This window comes from Providencia sp. PROV129, assembly GCF_028482245.1.
Classification (GTDB): domain Bacteria; phylum Pseudomonadota; class Gammaproteobacteria; order Enterobacterales; family Enterobacteriaceae; genus Providencia; species Providencia vermicola.
On sequence record NZ_JAMPQD010000017.1, the window covers coordinates 94,041 to 115,948 of the forward strand.

Annotated in this window: 17 protein-coding genes; 1 reads left to right on the top strand and 16 read right to left on the bottom strand. The window is 45.6% G+C overall.

The annotated features are described in order from the left end of the window. Nucleotides 1-399: 399 nt before the first annotated feature. The 10 genes from PSF27_RS13305 to PSF27_RS13350 form a co-directional block, all read right to left on the bottom strand. The gene (locus PSF27_RS13305; protein WP_206086283.1) at nt 400-2,046 is read right to left on the bottom strand and encodes a Na+/H+ antiporter; all 1,647 of its coding nucleotides are present in this window, start codon (nt 2,044-2,046) and stop codon (nt 400-402) included. 266 nt (nt 2,047-2,312) lie between these two features. Beyond that, nucleotides 2,313-2,846, bottom strand: a complete 534-nt coding sequence (locus PSF27_RS13310) for a MarR family winged helix-turn-helix transcriptional regulator (RefSeq protein WP_241016898.1) — start codon at nt 2,844-2,846, stop codon at nt 2,313-2,315. Nucleotides 2,847-2,925: 79 nt separating this feature from the next. After that, on the bottom strand, nt 2,926-3,681 hold the full coding sequence (locus PSF27_RS13315; protein WP_272516347.1) for a maleate cis-trans isomerase family protein: 756 nt from the start codon (nt 3,679-3,681) through the stop codon (nt 2,926-2,928). After that, nucleotides 3,681-4,709 (bottom strand): carbon-nitrogen hydrolase family protein, encoded by a 1,029-nt coding sequence (locus PSF27_RS13320; protein ID WP_272681642.1) that lies wholly within the window; start codon nt 4,707-4,709, stop codon nt 3,681-3,683. Before PSF27_RS13320 ends, PSF27_RS13315 begins: the two co-directional genes overlap by 1 nt. A 15-nt stretch (nt 4,710-4,724) precedes the next feature. After that, nucleotides 4,725-5,636, bottom strand: a complete 912-nt coding sequence (locus PSF27_RS13325) for a fumarylacetoacetate hydrolase family protein (RefSeq protein WP_272681643.1) — start codon at nt 5,634-5,636, stop codon at nt 4,725-4,727. Nucleotides 5,637-5,781: 145 nt separating this feature from the next. Beyond that, on the bottom strand, nt 5,782-6,909 hold the full coding sequence (locus tag PSF27_RS13330; protein ID WP_206086280.1) for a cupin domain-containing protein: 1,128 nt from the start codon (nt 6,907-6,909) through the stop codon (nt 5,782-5,784). 28 nt (nt 6,910-6,937) lie between these two features. Continuing rightward, on the bottom strand, nt 6,938-9,235 hold the full coding sequence (locus tag PSF27_RS13335) for a bifunctional salicylyl-CoA 5-hydroxylase/oxidoreductase (protein WP_272681644.1): 2,298 nt from the start codon (nt 9,233-9,235) through the stop codon (nt 6,938-6,940). Between the two features lie 16 nt (nt 9,236-9,251). Then, nucleotides 9,252-9,674, bottom strand: coding sequence for an acyl-CoA thioesterase (locus tag PSF27_RS13340; protein WP_272681645.1), 423 nt, complete (start codon nt 9,672-9,674; stop codon nt 9,252-9,254). A 10-nt stretch (nt 9,675-9,684) separates the two neighbouring features. Continuing rightward, complete coding sequence (locus PSF27_RS13345; protein WP_206086277.1) at nt 9,685-11,199, bottom strand: indolepyruvate oxidoreductase subunit beta family protein; 1,515 nt, start codon at nt 11,197-11,199, stop codon at nt 9,685-9,687. A 10-nt stretch (nt 11,200-11,209) separates the two neighbouring features. Next, nucleotides 11,210-13,408, bottom strand: a complete 2,199-nt coding sequence (locus PSF27_RS13350) for a thiamine pyrophosphate-dependent enzyme (RefSeq protein ID WP_206086276.1) — start codon at nt 13,406-13,408, stop codon at nt 11,210-11,212. A 752-nt stretch (nt 13,409-14,160) separates the two neighbouring features. On the opposite strand from PSF27_RS13350, the gene PSF27_RS13355 reads away from it, so the two are divergent. After that, entirely contained in the window at nt 14,161-15,168 is a 1,008-nt protein-coding gene (locus PSF27_RS13355) for an AraC family transcriptional regulator (protein WP_206086275.1), read from the top strand. 571 nt (nt 15,169-15,739) lie between these two features. Here PSF27_RS13355 and PSF27_RS13360 read toward each other — a convergent pair. From PSF27_RS13360 to PSF27_RS13385, 6 genes are all read right to left on the bottom strand, one after another. Beyond that, a complete protein-coding gene (locus tag PSF27_RS13360) occupies nt 15,740-16,636 on the bottom strand; it encodes a transporter (RefSeq protein ID WP_206086365.1) in 897 nt (298 codons plus the stop codon). A 78-nt stretch (nt 16,637-16,714) separates the two neighbouring features. Next, nucleotides 16,715-18,319, bottom strand: coding sequence for a phytoene desaturase family protein (locus tag PSF27_RS13365; RefSeq protein WP_272516345.1), 1,605 nt, complete (start codon nt 18,317-18,319; stop codon nt 16,715-16,717). A 3-nt stretch (nt 18,320-18,322) separates the two neighbouring features. Then, a complete protein-coding gene (locus PSF27_RS13370; RefSeq protein WP_206086273.1) occupies nt 18,323-19,105 on the bottom strand; it encodes a cyclase family protein in 783 nt (260 codons plus the stop codon). A 10-nt stretch (nt 19,106-19,115) separates the two neighbouring features. Then, a complete protein-coding gene (locus tag PSF27_RS13375; protein WP_241016896.1) occupies nt 19,116-19,658 on the bottom strand; it encodes a flavin reductase family protein in 543 nt (180 codons plus the stop codon). Nucleotides 19,659-19,673: 15 nt separating this feature from the next. Beyond that, nucleotides 19,674-20,918 carry a styrene monooxygenase/indole monooxygenase family protein gene (locus PSF27_RS13380; protein WP_272681646.1) on the bottom strand — a complete coding sequence of 415 codons (1,245 nt, stop codon included), beginning with the start codon at nt 20,916-20,918 and terminating at the stop codon, nt 19,674-19,676. Between the two features lie 32 nt (nt 20,919-20,950). After that, entirely contained in the window at nt 20,951-21,736 is a 786-nt protein-coding gene (locus PSF27_RS13385; RefSeq protein ID WP_206086271.1) for an SDR family oxidoreductase, read from the bottom strand. Nucleotides 21,737-21,908 lie beyond the last annotated feature (172 nt).

The following is a 21,908-nucleotide window of genomic DNA, read 5'->3' on the forward strand; positions in this document are numbered from 1 at the left end:
CAGACAAGAACAAAAAACCCGCCTTGCCTGGCGGGTTTCGGTTGTCGCTTATCCCCACCACTAAGTGATGGTAATAATCATGCTTAAACGTGCGACAACCTGTGACATATTTTTTTTCCTAAATAGAGTTAATGCTAACTTATCAGCCATCAATATGATTAGTCAAATACGGTTTTCACTCTCATTTATATTGTTCAGAAAAAGGCCTGAATAAATTCAGGCCTCAGACTGCTGACAAACCGATTAGGTTTGGCTGCAGGTTGGATAGTTTTGAAAATAAACGAGGAAAATCAATTTATTGATTTTCGGCTGATAACACAAAGCAGGAAAAACCACGCTTTTATCCTGCTTTGTCAACAACCTCAGGCCTGAATAAATTCAGGCCTTTAATTTCATAAACTAGTGTTTACCATTTTTATGGTGATTCAGCGTTTCTTCTTTCAGATCCAATTCATCGCGTAAACGGTGATAAACCCGCTCATTAATGTTTTTATTTTTCCGCATGAGATATAGCGCTTCACGTTTTGCTTTCAATGCAGAGTTAGACATTTGACGTTCCATCTCAATCATTCGATGTAAATCATATACATCAGATTCTGTTTCATCGGTGTTATCGAGTCGTCTGCCATAAATTTCTAACAATTGTGCCCCAACCTCGGTACGCATAGCGATTTCATCCATATCCTCTGAAGGGTGGTTCATTAGCTCACGTAAGTGGGCCATAGCCGCTTCATTTAGCGCTAACCGAGCACGAATTTCATCATTGTCATATGGCAAGTCTTGGACTAAACCTTTTGTTAAAATCGGTAATGCAATACTGGCTATCAATAATGAACACAGGATAACGCCCATTGCCAAGAAAATCGCCACATCACGATTTGGGAATAGAGAACCGTCTGGCATCAATAATGGCAGTGTTAAAATACCTGCCAATGTAATTGCACCTCGTACACCTGCCGTCGCCATAATCGCCATCATACGAATATGCACCACATCCGCTTCTTTACCACGGCGACGGTTATGGAATACGGTCAAGGTCATTGAGATCCAAACCCAACTAAAACGTAAGATTGCCAGCGCCACCGTAATAATTGCAACGTAAACAAATAACATCCAAGGATGGCTTGCCCCTGCGGCGGCCGCAACTTCTGGCATGTTTGTCCACATACCTGGTAATTGCTCACCCAACAAAATAAAGATCATCCCATTCAATGCCGTTTGAACAGTGTCCCAAACGGCTTTACTTTGCATCCGTGTCGCTGCCTGCATACGCCCTGCAATTTTCTCATAGTGCATAGCAATACCCGCAACAACCGCGGCTAAAATACCAGACACATGCAAGTGCTCTGCAAGTAAATAAGCCGTAAACGGCATTAGCAGGCTGATCATGATTTGGATAGCAGGTTCCTCACCTGTACGCTTAACCAAAAATTGGTTTAACCAACCAATTGCCCAAGCGACCACTAAGCCAATTAAAATTCCACCGAATGCGACAAAGACGAATTCTCCCGCCGCTGAAGCAAGGGAAAATGTCCCCGTTAACGCGGCCACTACGGCAAAACTAAAGCAGACTAAACCGGTTGCATCGTTGAGCAGTGACTCGCCTTCCAGTATGTGCGCCATCCTCGATGGTAATGGAGAGTTTACTGTCATCGCAGAAACTGAAACGGGGTCGGTCGGCGACAAAATCGCGGCAAGCGCAAAGGCAACGGCCAATGAAATGGCAGGAATTAACCAATGAATAAAGAACCCCATGCCAATAACAGTAACCACAACAAGGCCTATCGCTAATGACATAATCGGTTTAATTTCTTGGAATAAGGCTTCTTTTGGAATACGCCAGCCATCAAGAAACAGCAATGGTGGAATAAATAAGAAGAGGAATAAATGAGGCTCAAATTCAACCGTAAAACCATACAGAGACAGCCCAGCTCCCAGCGCTATCTGAATAAGGGGTAATGGAATAATATCTTTGAGCAATCGCGAGATAAATACACTCACAATAACCGCAAGTAAAAAAACGAGTACAAGTGTCACAACTGACATTGATTGCTCCATATTTAGCTAATCATTAATTATCAGTAATGAAGTTAATAGATAAATTGAATCAATGTAAAGTAGCAATTAATTAACAGATACAAAAAAAACAAAATTCAGAAATTACCTATCTATCATTAGGTTATCATTTACCCCAATAGTGTCACCAAGTGTGAGAAAGTTACCTATCAACTTGATAATTAACAATAAAAATATCCGTAATACAAAAATCATTCATCTAAGATAAGATAGCTCTCTAAGTTATCATTAATTGATTATTCAATTAAATTTTTAGTGTTATTTTTATTTTTTAATTGTTTTTTGCTGGTTGCTTTTTTCTCGGTGTTTCCTGTCTCACTTACGTTCTCTAAGCTATGGCGCTCAATTAACTCCTGTAAGACTTCTTTAAGCATCTTACTCTTACGCAGACCTAGTGGAGCGAGTACCACCTCTTCATGTTGTTGTGCTTCAACTAATAGCCCATCGACTAATGCCATCCCACTGGAGGTAACACTCACCAATGTAATTCGCTTATCACTCCCACTATGATTATTGTGACGGAGCACATGCCCTTGCTGTTCTAAGCGTTGTAAAACACGAGTAATTGTCGGTTGTTTACTAACTGTTTTTTGCGATAGTTCAGTGATCCCCATCGAGCCATTACCCGCTAATGTTGATAGCACCCGCCACTCCAATACCGATAACCCTTTTTTTTCAACAATTGCATGAAATTCAGATGAAACTAACATCCATGCCTGCCCTAATAGGGCAGGCAAGTAATTATCAACAAAAACCTTTGAGTCTGACATCTGTCCCTCTCGATACGCGCTATGCATAATTGCATTTAATCTAGCCCCTCAAGAGTAGCAGAAGGAGACGATAATTCAGCTAAAACTTTCCACTGAGTAAAGACCCAAATCCATCAGCCCGTGTCTCTAAGCCAAGCTTTTTCAACATCATATAGGTTGTCGCCACCGAAGAAGACAGCACAGGTAAACCCACTCGGTCTTCAATTAATTGCACCGATGGCAATGATGGCATTTGCACGCAAGCCGATGCGACTATCGCATCCACGTTGGAGTTGAGTCTCTTAGTGATTTCCACTGGCGCCAGCGGGTCTTGCCTACCCACTGCTAAGTTATCAGGGATTTCCAACGAAATGCTGTCCACCACTTCAATACCTTCGCTTTCAATATACTCAATCACTAATTGCGTCAACGGCTTCATGTATGGCGTCAAAATAGACACTTTTTTTGCACCAATGGCATGTAGCCCATCCACTAACGCCCCCGCACTGGTCACAATCGGTGCGGGGTGGCCGTTATCCACCGTACGTTGATGTAAACGGCTTTCCGACACGCGGTGGTAACCTTTCCCCATGCTCATGATGGCAACCAAGCAGGCATACCCCAGGACATCCACCGCCGCATCCGATAGCTCAAGAGCGCAGCGGTCGCTGTCAGAATCCATTTGAGCCAGCTCCTCTTTGGTCACTTTTTTCATCCGCATACGACTGGAATGAAAGGTAAAACGCTCCGCAAACTGCGCTTCCCGTGCTCGTAAAATGGCGGGAATTTCCGTTTCCATGGTGGTGTTCGAGGACGGAACAATCTGCCCAATCCGAAATGTGCGTGCCAGACTCATCATTTTTTCTCCCCAAACGGTTCATCGCTATCAGTCATGGGATTTAATTCATCCACACTTTGCCCCTCGCCATAAAAGCGGGCAGCACTCAATGGACGGCGATTTACCTGTAAATCGAAGATATCAAAGCGGTTATAGTGCCCCGTGATATCGTGCATTTGCCGCGGTTGAATACAGCGGTTTAAATCAATATCACCGTACACAATCCCTTCTTTATCAATCAGTGGTTCCCCCACCACACGACCATCGGGGCCGATAATGCCCGAAAATGCACTGTTTGGGCGAGCCAACAAATCACGCGCTTCAGGGTGGCTCGCTGATATCGCATCGATAATCTCCGCCGACACCGTCGAGCAGGAAACGATGGTGAACACTTTTCCCTCAAAACAATGTGCCGACGCACGCAGGCGGATGGCCTCAGCCATGTCATAATCTTTCGGAGCCACAGGCAGTGCAATATAGCTAGCAATGTGCACTAATTCTCCTTGTGCCAATAACGCAAAGCGCGCCAAGGTATTGGTATTTTCCCCGCACGCCAAGGCACCCAGTGGCCCGACGCTGGTTTGGTGCACTTTTAACGAGGACGCATCGCCATTTGCCCATGTCAGTTTTTCCGCCCATGTCGGCACCAATTTGCGGTGACGTCCCAGAATTTTACCCTCATCAGAAATGGTCACTAACGTGTTATACAAGGTAGCAATACCGTGCGGGTTACGCTCATTGACGCCAATCACCACATTGATACGGTGACGTGCCGCAGCTTGAGCGATTTTTTGGATTTCTGGCCCTGGGACTTCAATGGCCGATTTGCACAGTTTTTCAAACCACGGGCTGCCGTCAATCGGGTTCATCACCCAACTCCAATACGGGTAACCCGATATAAACACTTCAGGAAACGCCACTAATTTGGCACCGTTATCCGCCGCCTCTTCAATCAGCAGACAGGCTTTATCCACAGTGGCATTCGTGTCCAAAAACACGGGGGCCGCTTGCACCGCTGCGGCTTTAAATTGCGCTAAGTTCAACATGCTTTGGCTCCTTTTTTACACCGCCACTACAGGATGGCGCAGCTCACCAATGCCTTGTACATATGCCTCAATCACATCCCCTGGCCACACCCACTCTTGCGGTGAGCGCCCTGCCCCCACACCTTCAGGGGTACCCGTGGCAATAATGTCCCCTGGCTCAAGAGTAATCCCCTTGCTGATATCTTCAATTAACGCGTTCACGTTAAACAACATATGACGAGTGTTGGATGATTGCTTGGTCACGCCATTAACTTTTAAGCTTAAGTCCAAGGTGTGTGGGTCTGGAATTTCATCCGCAGTAACAATACATGGGCCAAATGGTGCGTAGGTATCTTGCCCTTTTGAGTAAATCCATTGCCCAGCGCGACGGCAATCACGGGCGCTCATGTCAATCATTAGGCTATAACCAAACACATAATTCAGCGCATCTTTCGCTGACACCCCTTTGGCTCGCGTACCCATAATCACCGCCAGTTCCACTTCCCAATCCAGTTGTTGGGTAATTTGAGCGTTATGTTCAATTGCATCTCCTGGGCCAATCACTGTGGTCGGTGGCTTAGAGAAAATCACGGGCTCTTTAGGAAGCTCTTTCGATGTGTCTAAGGTACGACTGGATTCCGCCACGTGCTCAACATAATTGAGCCCAATACCAAAGATGTTTTTGCGGGGACGTGGGATCGGTGCCAAGATTTTCACGTTTTGCACTGGCCAAGCCGTTCCTGCAGGAAATTTCCCTTGGTAGGTGTTCAGCAACTCGGTCCCCACACGTATCCCTTGCGGGCCTAAATCAATAAAGTCCAGCATGTTATCGGGTAAGTACAGCCCTTGCTCTTCTGCCAAGCACGCCAAGTCGACGACTTGGTGGTCAACAATCGCACCCAAACGGGCCGCAGCAGTGATATCAGAACGGTAAGTAATTAAGCGCATGGTGTTTTCTCCTCAGCATACGGCGTTTCGCCATCTGCCTATTTCAGGTAAAATCGGTTAATCAAAAATAAATAAACTAACAAAATCAATTAAATAAATAATTTCATCGAGGTTAGGACGTGAATCTTGCCCTTTACTCCACCACCTAGCCTGTCATTTTTTGATGGCCATCGTTGTCCACTAATGCCTCTTCGTAATACAGCCCCAATGACTGCATCACGGGTAAGTCGTTAAAACAGAACAGGCACGCATCATCAGTCTGTGAGGTGTTCACATGCTCATGGAACATCCACGATGGCACACAGAAAATATCCCGTTCTTGCCAATCAAAGCGCTGTCCATTAATAATCGAATACCCCTGGCCTTTCGCCACTTGGTAAATGAAGCTCCCCGTGTGACGATGGGCTTTGCCAACAAACCCTGGGCGCAGCAATTGCATACTCGCACCGATGGTGGGCATCACGTGACCACCCGTTACAGGGTTGGTGTAATGCATTAGCACATCATCAAATAGCGAACCGTCGGCCACGTTTGCGGCTCGGCACAGTGCCTCATAGGTTGGCCCCCATTGATATTTAAATAATGGCGAATAGGGTTTATCCCAGCCGATATCGTGTGGGCGTAAGGCAGTACCGCCCCACATCCCCACAGGGTAATCAATAGGGCGCGTGTGTGCTTGGTGTAAGTCTGGATGGACTTTGTAAAAACCCGCTTCCATCGCATTGACCAGCGGAATGTCCAGTCCATCCTGCCAAATGCACGGCAAGCCATCTTCCGCGACACCGTGTTCGTGCCACGTTCCATTCGGGGTTAGCACAAAATCATTCGCTTCAAGCATCATCTTTTGCCCTTCCACGATGGTGTACGCTCCGCGCCCTTCCATAATAAAACGTAGTGCTGAAGAGGAGTGGGCATGGGCAGATGCTGCTTCCCCTGGGTGCATCACTTGCAAGCCAGAGTACAACCAGCCCACGGCTGCCGCCACGTCTTGACGACCTGGGTTATTGAGATAAACCACTCGCCTCCCCGCTTTTTCAGGGGTCACCAGCTCCACTGAGCGCAATACATGTTCACGCAAATCACGGTAACGCCATAACACAGGGACTGACGACGACTGCGGCTGCCATGGCTCAATCTTGTTTGCTACCGTCCACAAGGCCCCCGTTTTCAGGTCGGCTAACTCTTGGTAATACGCCACAAGCTCAGGGGTATCTGCTACATCTGCGCGGCCTGCCACGCTTTCACGGTATTGGTCATGGGATTTCATGTTCATCGGCTCGTTCTCCTCATTCACGGGGCGATTAACGCCCGTTGGATTTGACTTGCTGCAACAGCTGTTGACGCCCATATTCATACGGCGCAGGCCACGTGACCTCCCAACCGTGACGGGCACATTCGTGCAGCAGCCACGCAGGGTTCGATAATAACGGGCGTGATAGAGCACAAAGGTCAGCACGCCCCGCGGCAATAATGCTGTTGACTTGGTCAGCATCTGTAATTGCCCCCACCGCTATCACAGGGACTCCCGCCTCATTGCGCACGCGGTCTGCCATCGGTGTTTGGAACATACGCCCGTATACGGGTTTTTGTTCAGGGGACACTTCCCCTGATGAACAATCGATAAGGTCAGCACCCACTTGTTTCATCGCCTTGGCCATCAATACGGCCTCGTCCACGGTGGTACCACCCTCAACCCAATCGGTGGTCGAAATACGTACCGCCAACGGTTTCCCCCACACGTGGCGTACCGCCTGGATCACCGCCAGTGGGAAACGCAGGCGGTTTTCAAGGTTACCCCCGAAGTTATCAGTGCGCTTATTCGTCAGTGGCGATAAGAAGCTCGACAATAAATAGCCGTGCCCTGCTTGTAACTCTAACCAATCAAACCCCGCATGGTCTGCCCGTTTAGCTGCTGCTACAAATTGGTCAATCACCGTCGCCATTTGCGCTTCTGTTAAAGCCGCTGGCGTTTGGGACACGTTCGGTAAATACGGCAAGGCAGAAGCAGATACGAGCGGCCAATTCCCGCTCTGCAACGGGTAGTTTTCCTGCTCCCACCCCCGCTGGGTTGAGCCACGGCGCCCTGCATGCCCCAACTGAATGCCGATTTTGGCCGTACTGTGTTGATGCACAAATTTTGTCACACGTTGCCACGCCACCGCCTGCTCATCATTCCATAACCCTGGGCATCCCAATGTCATACGAGCATCTGGGGCAATAGCCGTCATTTCGGTCATCACTAATCCCACACCACCTAGGGCACGGCTTCCCAAATGCACTGTGTGAAAATCACCCACCACACCATCAGTGGCGCTGTATAACAAAGTCGGCGAGGCCACAACGCGGTTGTTCAACGTAATATCTCGCACCTGAAATGGCGTAAGCATTGGAGGAACATGCCTTGTTGCGCCTGCTTGCGTAGCAAACCACTGCTCATAGTTATCCAGCCACGCCGCATCGCGAACGCGTAAATTTTCATGGGAGATGCGCTGAGAACGTGTTAGCAGTGAGTAGGCAAACTGCTCAGGGGCAAGGTTTTCATAGCGACGAACATTTTCAAACCACTCAGTCGAGTTACGCGCTGCATTTTGAATTTTTAGCACTTCCACGCTGCGTACCGCTTGGTAATGTTCAAGTCCTTTACGCAAATCCCCTTCTGTGGTTTTCAAGCTTTCACACAGTTCAATCGCATCTTCTAAAGCCAGTTTGGTGCCTGACCCAATAGAGAAGTGGGCGGTGTGCGCCGCGTCCCCCATCAGCACCACAGGTACGTCTTTACCTGGTGAAGGCTGTGTCCAATGCACCCAGTTATCACAAATCACCCGTGGGAAACGGATCCAAATTGCTGCACCGCGCAAATGCGCTGCATTGGCAATCAATTTCTCCCCATCTAACCACGGGGCAAACAGTTTTTCACAATACGCAATGCCATCTTCTTGGGACATCTGATCGATACCCGCTTTGAGCCATGTTTCTTCGGTGGTTTCAACGATAAAGGTCGATAACCCCTCTTGGAACTGGTACGCGTGAACTTGGAACCAACCGTGTTCATTTTTGGCAAATAGGAAGGTAAAGGCATCGAAAATCTTTTTGGTGCCTAACCAGACAAAGCGGCAACGACGCGGGTCTATGTCGGGCTTAAAGACATTTTCATAGCGGGTACGTACCGCGCTGTTAATCCCGTCAGAGGCAATCAGTAAGTCCGCGTTGTACTCACGTGCAATGGCTTGGTCATCCGTTACTTGGGTTTCAAATACCAGCTCCACCCCCAGCTCAAGACAACGATCTTGTAAGATATTCAATAGCTTTTTACGGCCAATCCCAATAAACCCGTGCCCACCGCTGCGATTACAGGCACCATTAAAGTGAATGTCGATATCGTCCCAGTGACTAAACTCTGCAGAAATGGTCTGCGCAGACACAGGGTCAGCGTGACGTAAGTTGTTGAGCGTCGCATCAGAGAACACGACACCCCAACCAAACGTGTCAAACGGGCGATTGCGCTCAACGACCACTACGCGGTTCTGTGGGTTTTGCAGTTTCATCAGTAGCCCAAAGTACAGCCCAGCGGGTCCCCCGCCAATACACACTATATTCATGAAAGTACCCCTTTGTTTATACCGCTGACTGAGCCGTGAGTGCCTGATGCAAGGCCTCTGGAATAGGAATGGCTTGGTGTGTAATCAACGACGTTGTAACGTAGGTTTGTGTCACTTGCATACGCAGCTCCCCCGTCACACTGATACAACGTTGGCGCAGCGTGAGTGACTTGCGCCCAATTCGCTCAACTATCAGCTCTAAGATAACGTCATCCCCCATGCGACTAATGGCTTTAAACTCAGCCTCTAGGTGCACAGTAGGTAACCCGAAACGTTGTTCGAGGATGTATCCAGCAAACCCTTGGGGGATCAGCGCATCAATCCAACGTTCAAGGAGGTTATTGAACATCACGAAATATTGTGGATAAAACACGATCCCTGCAGGATCACACTCAGAGAAATGGATCTTATAGGGTTTAGTAAATTTCAATAAACTCATGATGTTATCCTTAATCCATAGCCAAACGTTGGCGACATTTCTTTAATTCATGGCCATATTCATCAGCAAGCGCAGCTTCACGTAATTCGCGTAAGCTAATCGGCGCTAATTTGCTACCTTGCCGCGTCACGATGTCCATCAAAACCTGAAAATTACGCAAACCTCTCGCATGAGTATCGCTATACCCTTTTACTACCCGCTGGCATTGCGCAATTTCAGTTGCCAAAGCGGGGTTTGTCCGTGCGGCATCAACCACTGCTGTGAGCCATTTTTCAATTCGCTGATTTTCTAATTGATAGCGTAAAGTTGAGCGTCTACCTTTTCTCCAAGCGGCGAGCACATATAACTGTAAAAACCCCCACAAAGAACTGGTAGTGATTGTTCGCCCTCGTTGCGTAAGTTTGCGAAGCGCTTTGTGAAACCAATGTGGCTTCATCAACCAATTACCTAAATTCTTGGGAAGCGTTTCGCAAATCTCTTCAATACGTGGATGCATAAATTCATTGATATCCAATAATTGGTCATCTTTAGCGTGAACTTCATTACGTACTCGAGTGAATCGGCTATCACGAATTTTGAGGTCAGCCACGCGAATAGTGTCTTCATAAGACATCCATAATGCTAAGTGGCGAACAAGTGCTCGTTGTAAACGCTCATCTTGGCCACCTTCTTGCGCAAATAGGTTGTTAAGGCGGTCTAAATACAACGCAGCATAAGCAGGGTCTTGGTAATCAATTAACCGGCGAACACCTTCTGTCACTAAATAATGAACATGAGGAGCAAATTCATGATCAATACGCGCTAATAGCGCAGAAATTTGTTTATTTTTAGGGGGTAACGAAACTGTTTGAGCTGATTGAGCTTGGTATGCCTCTTCGGGTTGCGCGGCTTTTTCAGCACCAAGCGCAAATGCACGCAGGCTGGGTTTTACCCCGACACCACCGCGCACGATGGTTTCTTCAAATTGTGTGCGGCTAAAAGGTAAAACGCCTGAACCAAATAAAGCGCCAAATAATACTGCGCTGATCACGCTACCGCTTTCTTGAGCGGCTTGCGCCATATCAAAGTGAATGAATTGACGAGCTGCAAGCCCCGCGTGGCGGATCAATGCTTGGCTATCAACCCGACCGTCACCCATGGCTGATTTCTCAGCAATAGAGTAAACACGGTGTGTAGAGCTAATTAACGTCGTGCGTTCTGGCGTAACAAAACCACGTTGAACAGAGCGACCGGCCTCCATAAGTTCAGAGGCAAGGACAACATCCACATCGCCTGGCATTGGCATCAATGCCAAAACAGGTGCTGGCGTTTCTGGATTATCCGCGCCAGGAAACAATTCAACGTAATAAATCGTTGCTCCTGTACGTTGAGCAACGCCTGGTACAGAGGTGGTTTGTGCAAAATAACCGTTTTCTTCGCCTAAATTAACAATCCAGTCCGCGAGGACGCCGCCGCCCTCACCCCCCATGGCTAAAATGGCGATTTTAATGGGCTGTAATGCGATTGATGATGGAGATGAAAGCATTTATTCCCCCTTAGAAACTGAGTTCTTCACGACGACGTGCATCACGACGTTGTAAATAGCCAATAAACCAACCGCGGACACGGTGGCGTAATTTGTCCCAGCGATTTGGATTGGTAATAATTTGTGCTTTAAAAAACGAAGGGCATAGAACGGCAGCGTGTGAAACCTCGCCGCATAAACCACATCCCACACAACTGTCCATCACTGTCGCCACAGGATCTGTTCTTAATGGATCTGGATTTGGTTTTATCGATAACGATGGGCAACCCGAAAGGCGAATACAGGAGTGGTCCCCCGTACAGGTGTCAGGGTCAACACCAAAGCGCTCACGGACAACGCGTTTTCCTGCAGCAACATCACTACGAACTTTTTTCTTTTCGCGACGCTGTAGATTTAACATGCATTCACTTTGCGCAATCAGTACTTTAGGGCCTTTCTCATCGGTAGTCAGTGCTTCACGCAATGTATTAGTCATTGTTTTTAAGTCATAAGTGCGCTTGATGGTTTTCACCCAATTCACACCAACCCCTTTCACTGCTTTTTCGATTTCATGGCCTGTGCTGCGGGTTGGGTTAAGTGCTGTTGATGACAAGATGTCTTGCCCACCTGTTGCTGATGTATAACTGTTATCAATAACAATGGTTAAGTTATCACTACGGTTAAATACGCTATTAGCGATACCACTGGTTAAGCCGTTATGCCAAAAACCGCCATCCCCCATGACTGAAATCGCGCGTTTCCCTGCTTTGGCATTTAATGCCGCTGCTCCTGCACCACCCAAGCCATACCCCATTGTTGTATTACCGAGGTTGAATGGTGGAAGAATAGAGAATAAATGGCAGCCGATATCAGCACTGACATGGTGCTCGCCAAGTTCACGCTCAACCAGTTTCATTGCTGTAAAAATAGGTCTTTCAGGGCAACCTGTACAAAACCCTGGTGGGCGCGCATGCACAGTGTCATCGAGTGTTGGCTCTGCTGCATTGACATATTCAGGCAATAATTCTTCGGTTTGCCCAGCAGCAATGTTAATTGTTGGAATACGAATTTGTTTCGCAGCCGCTTTGACTTGAGGTTCTATTTTTCCGTATCGTTCAAAAAAAGAACGCAGACCTGCAAGTACCGTCGCGGTGTTATACTCTCCCGCCATTGGTAGCATATCTTTACCATGTAATTCAATATCGATGTTTCGCTGGCGTAAAATGCTAGCAACATTCTGCTCAACAAAATTCGGTTGTCCTTCTTCCAACACTAAAATCGCTTTTTTATTACGACAAAAACGTTCAAACTCTTCATCAATTAATGGGTAAGCAACATTCATGACATATAATGGAATTTTGCTATTACCAAACACATCGGCTAAACCAATTTGGTTGAGCGCGCGGATCAATGTGTTATAGCACCCCCCTTGTAACGCGATGCCAACATCATCAGCATCCTCAGCAAAAAACTCATTTAATTCACGTTGTTGAATAAACTTAACAGCTGCTGGCCAACGTGCTTCGATTTTCTCTTTTTCATGCAAAAAGCTCGCAGGAGGCAACACAATGCGGCTCACATCGCGGGTTGGGTTTTCAAGTGCATCTTTAACTGTAAATTTTGGATGTTGGTTATCTGCACAAACAAATTGCCCATGCACATGACATGAACGAATACGCATTTGCAGCATAACGGGTGTATTACTGGCCTCAGATAAATCAAAACCATCTTTAACAGCTTGAACAATCGAAGGTAAATTTGGACGAGGGTCAAGTAACCACATTTGTGATTTCATCGCAAATGCATGACTGCGCTCCTGCATAATTGAGGAACCTTCGCCATAATCTTCCCCAACAATAATCAGTGCGCCACCTAATACACCGCCTGACGCAAGGTTTGCCAGAGCGTCGGAAGCAACGTTTGTTCCAACAGTTGCTTTAAATGTTACCGCGCCGCGCAAAGGATAATTAACAGAAGCCGCTAACGTTGCAGCAGCAGTCGCTTCGCTTGCACTATTTTCGAAACGAATACCATATTCAGACAGAATATCCTGTGCATCTGCCAGAACATCCATGAGATGTGAAATTGGCGCCCCCTGATACCCTGCAACATAGGAAACACCAGATTCTAATAAGGCTTTTGTCACTGCAAGAATGCCTTCACCACTGAAAACATCACCTTGCCCTTGTCGTAACTTTTGAACTTCTTGAACAAACGAGCGCTCAGCCATTTTAACCTCACCAGTCAACGTCAGAACGTTTTTTATCTTTTTTGTGTTTCTTAGTTGTATCTCTTTTGTTAATTAAAGGTCAATCCATGATTAATCATGTAAATTGAATTTATGCAGAGAGTGGATAAGCCCTGCAGATAAGGGACAAATCACCTTTAAAAACAAGAGAAAAAGAGAGATTTACGACAAGAAATAGCCCATAAAGAAGAACAAAAGATAATGTATAAAAAAGGCGTTAAATCATTAAGTAACAGTCAATTACCCCTACAATAAAAAAGGTTTTGGCATTTTAAACCACTAAAAAATTGATTTTTAGATAATGAAACCAATAAAAAGTTAAATTAAAATACAAATAGAACGAACAATATGATTAATCATGTATATTTTACTAAAACAAAATAAAAATAACTTTATTTTTTATATTGTTATGGCTATCACAATAACCACACTGTTTCTGATTTCTTGCACTTTCTGGATAGTTTTTGCACATATTTAGCTAGGTAAGAAAAATTGTTTATGATATGTTCAACTGACAATTGGTTAAAAATATTTTAACGAAATGTTAATAACAAAAAGGTTAATCATCATAATAAATAAAATAAAGTATGTTGAATAAAAAACCTAAAGCACTTTTGCCTTAAATAAAATAATTAATTGAATTCATTGAGAAAACCTATAATAAGCAAAAATAGCCAAGCCACTACTTAAGTCAGTCACTGAGGGGTTGGCGACTCATTTTGGAGGTACCTTCGATGTTGAGCAACTCGTGGTCCCATTCATCTGCGCCTCAGATTGAAAATCAGATCTGTTCGTCAGAACGTTTGTTATTTACATCCGCTGATCCTGAAGAAATAAAATCAATGGTGGGTCGAGTGATGAAACCGCACCAATTTCATCAACTCAATCCCCATCAACGCCTTGATGCACGTATGCATTATATTCCTATGGGTGATATTTCCTTAAGCCGCTTACGCTATGGTGCGGATGTGACAATTGCACCAGGAAAATTAGAGGATTTTTTTCTTTTACAAATGCCACTTGCAGGCAGTGCTATCATTGAAAGTGGTGGAAAACGTCTAGAATCTACACCGCAAATGGCTTCTTTATTAAGCCCTGAAGAGTCAACAACCATGCGTTGGAATAGTGATAACGACCAATGCATGTTAAGAATTTCTCGATCATTATTAGAGAGATCATTAGTAGGCCAACTTGGCCATACGCTGGATAAACCACTCGTGTTTGAATTAGGCTTTGCATGGCAATCTTGTATTGAATGGCGCACGTTGATGAATTACCTGATTGAATGCGCTACGAGAACCCCTGATCTTCTGCAACATAAGTTAATTGCCACGCAAGTGGAACAATTAGTCTCTGTCACGCTACTTTCTACGCACGCCCATAACTATACTGAAGATTCGGGCTTACGCCGAGCGACAATCCGTCCCCGTCATGTTCGCCGCGTGCAGGAATACTTAGAAGCTCATGCCCACGAGCCAATTACAGTAGAGCAATTAGCACATATTGCAGGTGTCAGTTTACGTAGCTTATATGCAGGGTTTAAAGAGTTTTTAGATATTAGCCCCATGCAATATTTACGTGATTTGCGTATGGAACGCGTACGTGCAGAATTGTTATCAGGTGAAGCCACCAATGTCACTGGGGTTGCACTGCGTTGGGGATTTGCACATATGGGCCGTTTTAGTGCTGAATATAAACAACGCTATGGTGAATCACCAAGTCAAAGTATAAAAAAAGCTTAATAACAATAATTATTATATTTATTAAGCTATTGTATATAATATGATATTAAAATATAAGAAAAAAAAACCCTCTTTACTCTAAAGTATAGAGGGGTATCTAATATAGAGACAAAAATGAAAAATACGTTATTCAGATTTTCAATTAATTTTTAACTCACACATAAAAATTCAAAAATAAGACCATAAAGCATTCATATAAATTTTTACGTTAAAGTAAAAATGTTATATTTTTAAATGATCAAAACACTAAAAAAATAAATAAAAATCAATGCAATAAGAATATCTTAATATAGAAATTTAATGCTAGTTTATATTACAACTAAAAACCGAGCGAAATAATATACACTTAAAACATTAAGTCAACTCTATTTTCAATATTAAGGATAAATTAGTTAATTTAACTTACGCCAATAAAATAGAAGTTAAAATCCATTAAACCTTCATTTAAATATAAAGATACATTTTTATCTTTTTATTCACAAAGAATATCATTTATATATTTACAGTATAAATAAAAAAGCACAGCATGGTTTTTATTATGCTGTGCATTCAAATCAATAAAATTAAATAGTTAGAAAGGAATAGAGGCTTTTAAATAAATTTGAGAACCTTCTGGGCGGTTTCTGACTTCAAAATCTTTTTCCCATTTAGCAGTAAACAACCAGCCTTGTGGATTCGCGTAGCGAATTGAAGGGCCGATGGAGTAAGCACGCGCTTTTCCTTGGGCCGAATTCGGGCCACTATCATCTGTTGTTTGCCAAAAAGCATAGCCGCCAATCCCTGCTACCCACCCATTACCAAATCCCCAACCTAAACCATAATCTGCATGAAAGGCTTGCCCTGAGCGAGTTTTCGTATCGTTATTGCGAAAATTGAAGTCATACATCATTTTTAAATCCGCATTCACGCCCACAGGGGGAATATAGCTAATTGCCCACACGGGTTGTAACGCCCAATAATTTTTACCTAAACTAGAAGGGTCTGTTTTACTGTATTTTCCTGTCGGTGCATAGGCATCTAACCCAACCACATAATGTAAATCTGCCGAAGGGTGGAAGCCCAGTGCAGGTCCAAACGTTACATCGCCTAGCCCACGACTCGTCTCTTTTTTACCTGCCGCTTTTGCAGTCACATCCAATAATGGCACGATGGTATGGAAGGCTAAGTCACCACCCAGTATTTTTTGATCCGTTACCCAAATTAAGCGAGGAGCCAATACATTCACATTCACGCTAAAACCTGGCACAGGAATTTTATCCCCTTTATTATCGCGAATACTGTCATAATGGGCATTTCCACCATACATCAGCACATGTACACCTTGCGGAGGTAATGCACCTGACATAAAGTTTTCGAGACCATCGGGATAGATCCCTAGCCCACCCCCTTCCGTCGCGAGGGTACCAAACGAAAGTATGCTGAGACACGAACCTGCAACAAGCTGACTGATTATTTTTTTATTCATCATGTTTCCTGCCATAGTGGGTTTTCTTACTGTGTGTGCTTTGCCTGTTATCTCGCAGTTCCCTTGCGTTTTATTTATGTCCTATTTTTTCGTCAATTTTTGCGCTACAAGGTAACCTGAACCACCGCTAAGACCAGGCCCTGGATGTGTTGATGCGCCAATATGAAAAAGGTTTTTAACCGCTGTTTTGTGTGTTTTTGTTTGACCTGATGCTGCAAAAGGCCGTAACCAGAAAAATTGGTCGGGGGAACAAGTACCTGAATAGGGATCGCCACCGACAAGATTGCAGTTATAACTTTCTAAATCTGCAGGAGAAATTGCGTGGCGCCCCACGATCAACGAAGAAAAACCAGGCATGACTAACTCTAAACGTTGCTGAATTCTATCCGCGACCGCCTCTCGTACGTCTTCATCCCACCGCCCATCTTCAGGGATGCGAATTTCTCCTGCGGAATCACCTTTTAGGCGCCTTGGCAATTCTTGCATTTGGATCCATAAAATCCATCCGCCATCTGGCGCACGGCTGGGATCTAACGTAGTAGGTTGCCCAATGCCAAACGTTGGTTTTTCAGGTAGATAGCCATTGTTCGCTTGAGTTACGGATAAACAAACCTGTTCCATGCTTTCAGTGAAATGAACGAGTGGAACATTTAATAATTCGGGATTGCACCAAGGTGGTGGCGCACTTAATGCAAAATGAATTTGCATACCTGCACGGCCATAGCGGTAGCCTTTTGCCCTTTCCATCACCTGAGGCGATACATTATCGAGTAATGAGCCATATAGCTGCGTTGGGGTCACGTTGCACACCACACTTTCGGTAGTATTAATCATTTGTCCATTGACGATAACACCCGTCGCACGGCTATTTTTCCCCTCACCTTGAGTCACTATTTTCTCAACGTGCATTCCCGTTTTAAGCTCGCCACCATGGGCTTCAATCACTTTTGCAAAAGCCTCAACGATGCGATAACTGCCGCCTTTGACGACAGGCATCCCACCAGCAACAACGGCAGCGAAGGTTAATTTACCAATTAGCGCCGAACTCGCTTCATCAGGCCCTAACCCTGTGTGAAGTACCCATGGCGCCATCAATGCGCGGCTAAAATCGTGCTGTAATTCACGTTCTGACCAACGACGAAAGCTTTCCACACCTGATTTAGCAAAATCCAACAACCCATCGACACCCCGTTTACGCCATTCAGAAAACAACAGCTTTAACATACCGCCGCTATAAGGGTTTTGCCCTAATAAACCAAATGTGAGCGCCGCATCTTGGGTGAATAATTTGTCTGCCATTTTACGAAATGCTAGCCCATCACCAGGCGCAATGAGATCGAGCTGTTTAGCTGCCTCAGCAACATCCCGCTTCAGTGCAATAGACTTCCCATCGGGTTGGACTAACCCTGTTGAATAGTCGCATTGGGCAAACTCTAATCCATACTTTTTCAGATGGGGTTCTAATTCTTGATAGCCGGGGCTACCAACAAACAGTGAATACCAACAAGAAAGCAGATCATGGGTATACCCTTCAAATAAATTTTCAGTCCGAATACAACCGCCTAAGCGATCGTTTCGTTCTAACACCAACACCGATTTTCCGCGCACCGCCAGCAAAGCCGCGCACATCAAGGAATTCATCCCGCTACCAACGACGATCACTTGTGGGTTAGAAAGTGTTGCCATACCTCACCCCACTAGTGCCAAGACGCGTAATGGGCTACCTGATCCCCCTTCGATTTTCAGCGGTGCCGCAACAATTACTACGCCTGTTGGCGGTAATTTATCGAGGTTTTTCAAGCACTGTAGGCCATATTTATTGTTGCCATGCATTAAGGTGTGGCATGGGTAAGGTACAGGCCAACTGTAGGACTGCCCTGCATCAGTATTGATGGTCTCAACACCAAACCCTTTTACGTCACGCTCGTGAATGAGCCATTCAACCGCTTCTTGGGAAGGCCCTGGTGTGTGAGCCCCATCTTCACGCATGCTCACATAAGCCGCAGGATCATCCGCTTTTTTCGACCAATCCGTTCTAAAAAGTACCCAAGCCGCTTTGGGAATTTTGCCATGCTTTTCTTCCCATTTTTGCAAAAACTCGACCGTTAACACCCAGTCTGAATTTTCAGCCACTTCTTTGCTTGCATCTACCACCACGGCAGGGGCAACAAAATTTTCAACAGGGATGGTATCGACCGTGTTATTCGCTTGGTCTTTACCACTGATCCAGTGAATAGGTGCATCAAAGTGCGTGCCAGTATGTTCACCACAACTAAAGTTATTCCAATACCAAGCAGGGCCATTATCATCGTAACGGGAGATTTGCTCCATACTGAACGACCACACCTGCCCAAACTGCTCAGGTAATTGCAGTGCAGGGAATGATGGCGATAAGGTTTGTGTTAGATCGACAACCTGAATATTGCCTTGCTGTAATTCTTTAGCGAATGTCATCAATGCTTGCTGATTCATGGTGTTTCTCCTACGCCAATGGCGATTCATGTAAAGCGGTAAAGCCACCGCCGTGGAAAACTAACGGCTTACCCGTTTCACTACCGATACGGCGCACATGCCCCACCATCAATAAATGGTCACCTAGAGTGTCTTGCTTGTGGTTTTCACAAACTAGCGTCGCAATCGCGCCGTGCAAAGCAGGCACGCCTTCAGGGGTCAGATGGATAGCCACCTCTTCAAACTTGTTTTCAATGCGTGGATTCGCAAAGCGCATAGCAAGTTCTTGGTGCCCGTGGCCTAAGATATTGATGGTGAAATGTGAGCAATCACGAAATACCGCTAAGTTTGGTGAATGATTCACTAAGCTCCATAAAACTAATGGTGGATCGAGTGATAACGAGGCAAATGAGTTAATGGTTAGCCCCACATCACGGCCATCTGCGGTTCGTGTTGTCACGATTGCGACCCCTGTTGGGTAGCACCCGAGCAAGTTGCGCAAGGTTTTCGACTCAAATTCGGTATGACCCCATTCCCTTTCGCACATAAATGTATCCTCTGCAATCATAGACATAGCCAATCCTCCCCGTTAAGCGCGGGCTTCTTCCATCATTTGTGATTGAATGTAGGCCTCACATGCCGCCCCATCTTTCCACCAAGGGAACAGAACTGGCGGGTAGTTAAAAGCATTTGCAATAGTGTGTGCGAGGGATGGTAATTGCTGGGCAGCACCTAACAGATGCAAAATATGTGGCTCTGGTGGCGCTAATAATGAGTTTGTCCACTCCACAACATGGCGACCATATTTCCAGAACTGTTCGAAGGTGTCGTTCATCCACTGTGCAGTATAGGGCTTATCACCGTGCGCTAAGATCGCGTCATAGTAGACTTTACAAGCCTTAGTCGCGTTATTCGAGCCTTGGCCTGTTAATGGATCGTTCGTCACTAACGCATCCCCTAAACCAAACACAATCTTACCCGATGGCAACGTTAATACAGGCTTGCGCACCGTCGGTGCAAAGCGCCCAGCTAAGATGCCGTTATCATCCGTCAATTCGATATTACGACAGCGATCGGCTTCCCAAGGTAAATAGGTGTTAAGGATTTTTTTACTGTACGCCAAATGTTCTTGCGGTGTACGCGCCTCACCCCACTGATCCATTGGGCCACCAGGGATACCTTCAAAGACCATAATGTGGCAATCACCGCTATTGGTCAGGGATGGAAACACAAAGTACTCACCAACACCAGGGATCAAGTTAAACGACACTTGAGAGTATTCAGACGTTGGCAACATGCCGTGCACATAAGTGAGTGCCAAGGCACGTTGGGGTTTATCATATGGCGAGCGCGTTTCATCACGTTCAAGCAGTTTAACAATTTCCCCTTTTCCCCCCGCCAACACAACGAGGTCATGGGTTTCTGCCAAACGCTCCAGCTCTGCAACGCCAACATCTTCAATATGTAAATTGCCGCCACGTGCTGCAAACAATTCCATCCAATAAGGCATTTTAATGCGCTGATCGACGGCTTGTGCATAGTTGTCTAAGCGCGAGCGCCAAGAAATGGCTTTTTCACCTGTTTTTTCAGGATGAGGAACAGTAAAACCGATGCCTTCAACAGGAGGGCATTTGTCTTCCCAAAAGTTAATCCCCAAATCACGCTCAAATTGCAGCGAAATATCAAACATGCATTGACTCGACATCACACGGCCATTTTTAACATCCTCTGGTGTGCGGTTTGTCGCAACAGTAACGAAATAGCCTTTATCTAACAAACCTAAAGCCAACGGCATCCCCGCTTGACCACCACCTACGATAGCAATACGACGCATAGTATTTTCCTCAGCAAAGTTTAAATGGTGTCTTATTGTGCAAGACGGGGAATTGCAGGTTTAGCCTGTTCAGGGCCCATAGCGGAGTAACCGCCATCAACGGCGTAATCTGCGCCAGTCACGAAACTCGCCAGATCAGAAAGTAGGAACGCAACAACTTGAGCCACCTCTTCAGGGTCACCCACGCGTTTTAATAAGTGATAATCCGCAGCAACACGGTCGGTTTTTTTGCGGTCGCCCCCCGTAATTTCATCCATCACACGGGACCATGTCCAGCCAGGGGAAACCGAATTCACACGAATACCGTTATCGGCATAATCCATCGCTTGGCTGCGAGTCACTTCCAGCATCGTTGCTTTTGATGCGGGGTAGAGCCAACGGCCTGTTTGAGCAACAGAAGACGAAATACTGGTAAAGTTGACGATGGCACCTTTACCTGCTTTCACAAAGTGTGCTTTGGCAAATTGCGCCGCCATAACGGCACTGACCACATTGATATTTAATGCAGTTAACCAATCTTGTCGTGAAGATAGCTGGCCTTCGTCAAGATAAGTCGCGGCCAGATTAACCAAAAAATCGAGTTGCCCATACTTTTGAGCAACACGATCAATGCCCTGTTTAAGTTGTTGATCGTCAGTGATATCCACAGGCAAGAAATCAATATTTGGCTCACTTTGTGCGACTTTTTCACCATTGACTGCGTCAATATCAAAAATAGTGACTTTAACACCATAACTGCTCAGCACTTTTGCCACTGTTGCGCCAATTTTGGTCGCGCCCCCAGTCACAATTGCAATTTTGCTATTCAAACCTTTCATCGTTGACGCCCTCTTTTCGCTCTCATCTTATTACAATGAATTTACAAAAAATTAACATAACTAATAATTACGCAGAATGAGCGAAAAGCTGTAGCCGCTGGGCGCAAAAAATATCCACCCAGTGCGGCAATTTAGTCAACAAAGCGATGATATATGAGGGGAAATAGCCACT

What these genes read in the sequence shown, in the direction of transcription:
- PSF27_RS13305 (WP_206086283.1), bottom strand. Translation starts at nt 2,046, where the DNA reads ATGTCAGTTGTGACACTTGTACTCGTTTTTTTACTTGCGGTTATTGTG.
- PSF27_RS13310 (WP_241016898.1), bottom strand. Translation starts at nt 2,846, where the DNA reads ATGTCAGACTCAAAGGTTTTTGTTGATAATTACTTGCCTGCCCTATTA.
- PSF27_RS13315 (WP_272516347.1), bottom strand. Translation starts at nt 3,681, where the DNA reads ATGAGTCTGGCACGCACATTTCGGATTGGGCAGATTGTTCCGTCCTCG.
- PSF27_RS13320 (WP_272681642.1), bottom strand. Translation starts at nt 4,709, where the DNA reads ATGTTGAACTTAGCGCAATTTAAAGCCGCAGCGGTGCAAGCGGCCCCC.
- PSF27_RS13325 (WP_272681643.1), bottom strand. Translation starts at nt 5,636, where the DNA reads ATGCGCTTAATTACTTACCGTTCTGATATCACTGCTGCGGCCCGTTTG.
- PSF27_RS13330 (WP_206086280.1), bottom strand. Translation starts at nt 6,909, where the DNA reads ATGAACATGAAATCCCATGACCAATACCGTGAAAGCGTGGCAGGCCGC.
- PSF27_RS13335 (WP_272681644.1), bottom strand. Translation starts at nt 9,235, where the DNA reads ATGAATATAGTGTGTATTGGCGGGGGACCCGCTGGGCTGTACTTTGGG.
- PSF27_RS13340 (WP_272681645.1), bottom strand. Translation starts at nt 9,674, where the DNA reads ATGAGTTTATTGAAATTTACTAAACCCTATAAGATCCATTTCTCTGAG.
- PSF27_RS13345 (WP_206086277.1), bottom strand. Translation starts at nt 11,199, where the DNA reads ATGCTTTCATCTCCATCATCAATCGCATTACAGCCCATTAAAATCGCC.
- PSF27_RS13350 (WP_206086276.1), bottom strand. Translation starts at nt 13,408, where the DNA reads ATGGCTGAGCGCTCGTTTGTTCAAGAAGTTCAAAAGTTACGACAAGGG.
- PSF27_RS13355 (WP_206086275.1), top strand. Translation starts at nt 14,161, where the DNA reads ATGTTGAGCAACTCGTGGTCCCATTCATCTGCGCCTCAGATTGAAAAT.
- PSF27_RS13360 (WP_206086365.1), bottom strand. Translation starts at nt 16,636, where the DNA reads ATGATGAATAAAAAAATAATCAGTCAGCTTGTTGCAGGTTCGTGTCTC.
- PSF27_RS13365 (WP_272516345.1), bottom strand. Translation starts at nt 18,319, where the DNA reads ATGGCAACACTTTCTAACCCACAAGTGATCGTCGTTGGTAGCGGGATG.
- PSF27_RS13370 (WP_206086273.1), bottom strand. Translation starts at nt 19,105, where the DNA reads ATGAATCAGCAAGCATTGATGACATTCGCTAAAGAATTACAGCAAGGC.
- PSF27_RS13375 (WP_241016896.1), bottom strand. Translation starts at nt 19,658, where the DNA reads ATGTCTATGATTGCAGAGGATACATTTATGTGCGAAAGGGAATGGGGT.
- PSF27_RS13380 (WP_272681646.1), bottom strand. Translation starts at nt 20,918, where the DNA reads ATGCGTCGTATTGCTATCGTAGGTGGTGGTCAAGCGGGGATGCCGTTG.
- PSF27_RS13385 (WP_206086271.1), bottom strand. Translation starts at nt 21,736, where the DNA reads ATGAAAGGTTTGAATAGCAAAATTGCAATTGTGACTGGGGGCGCGACC.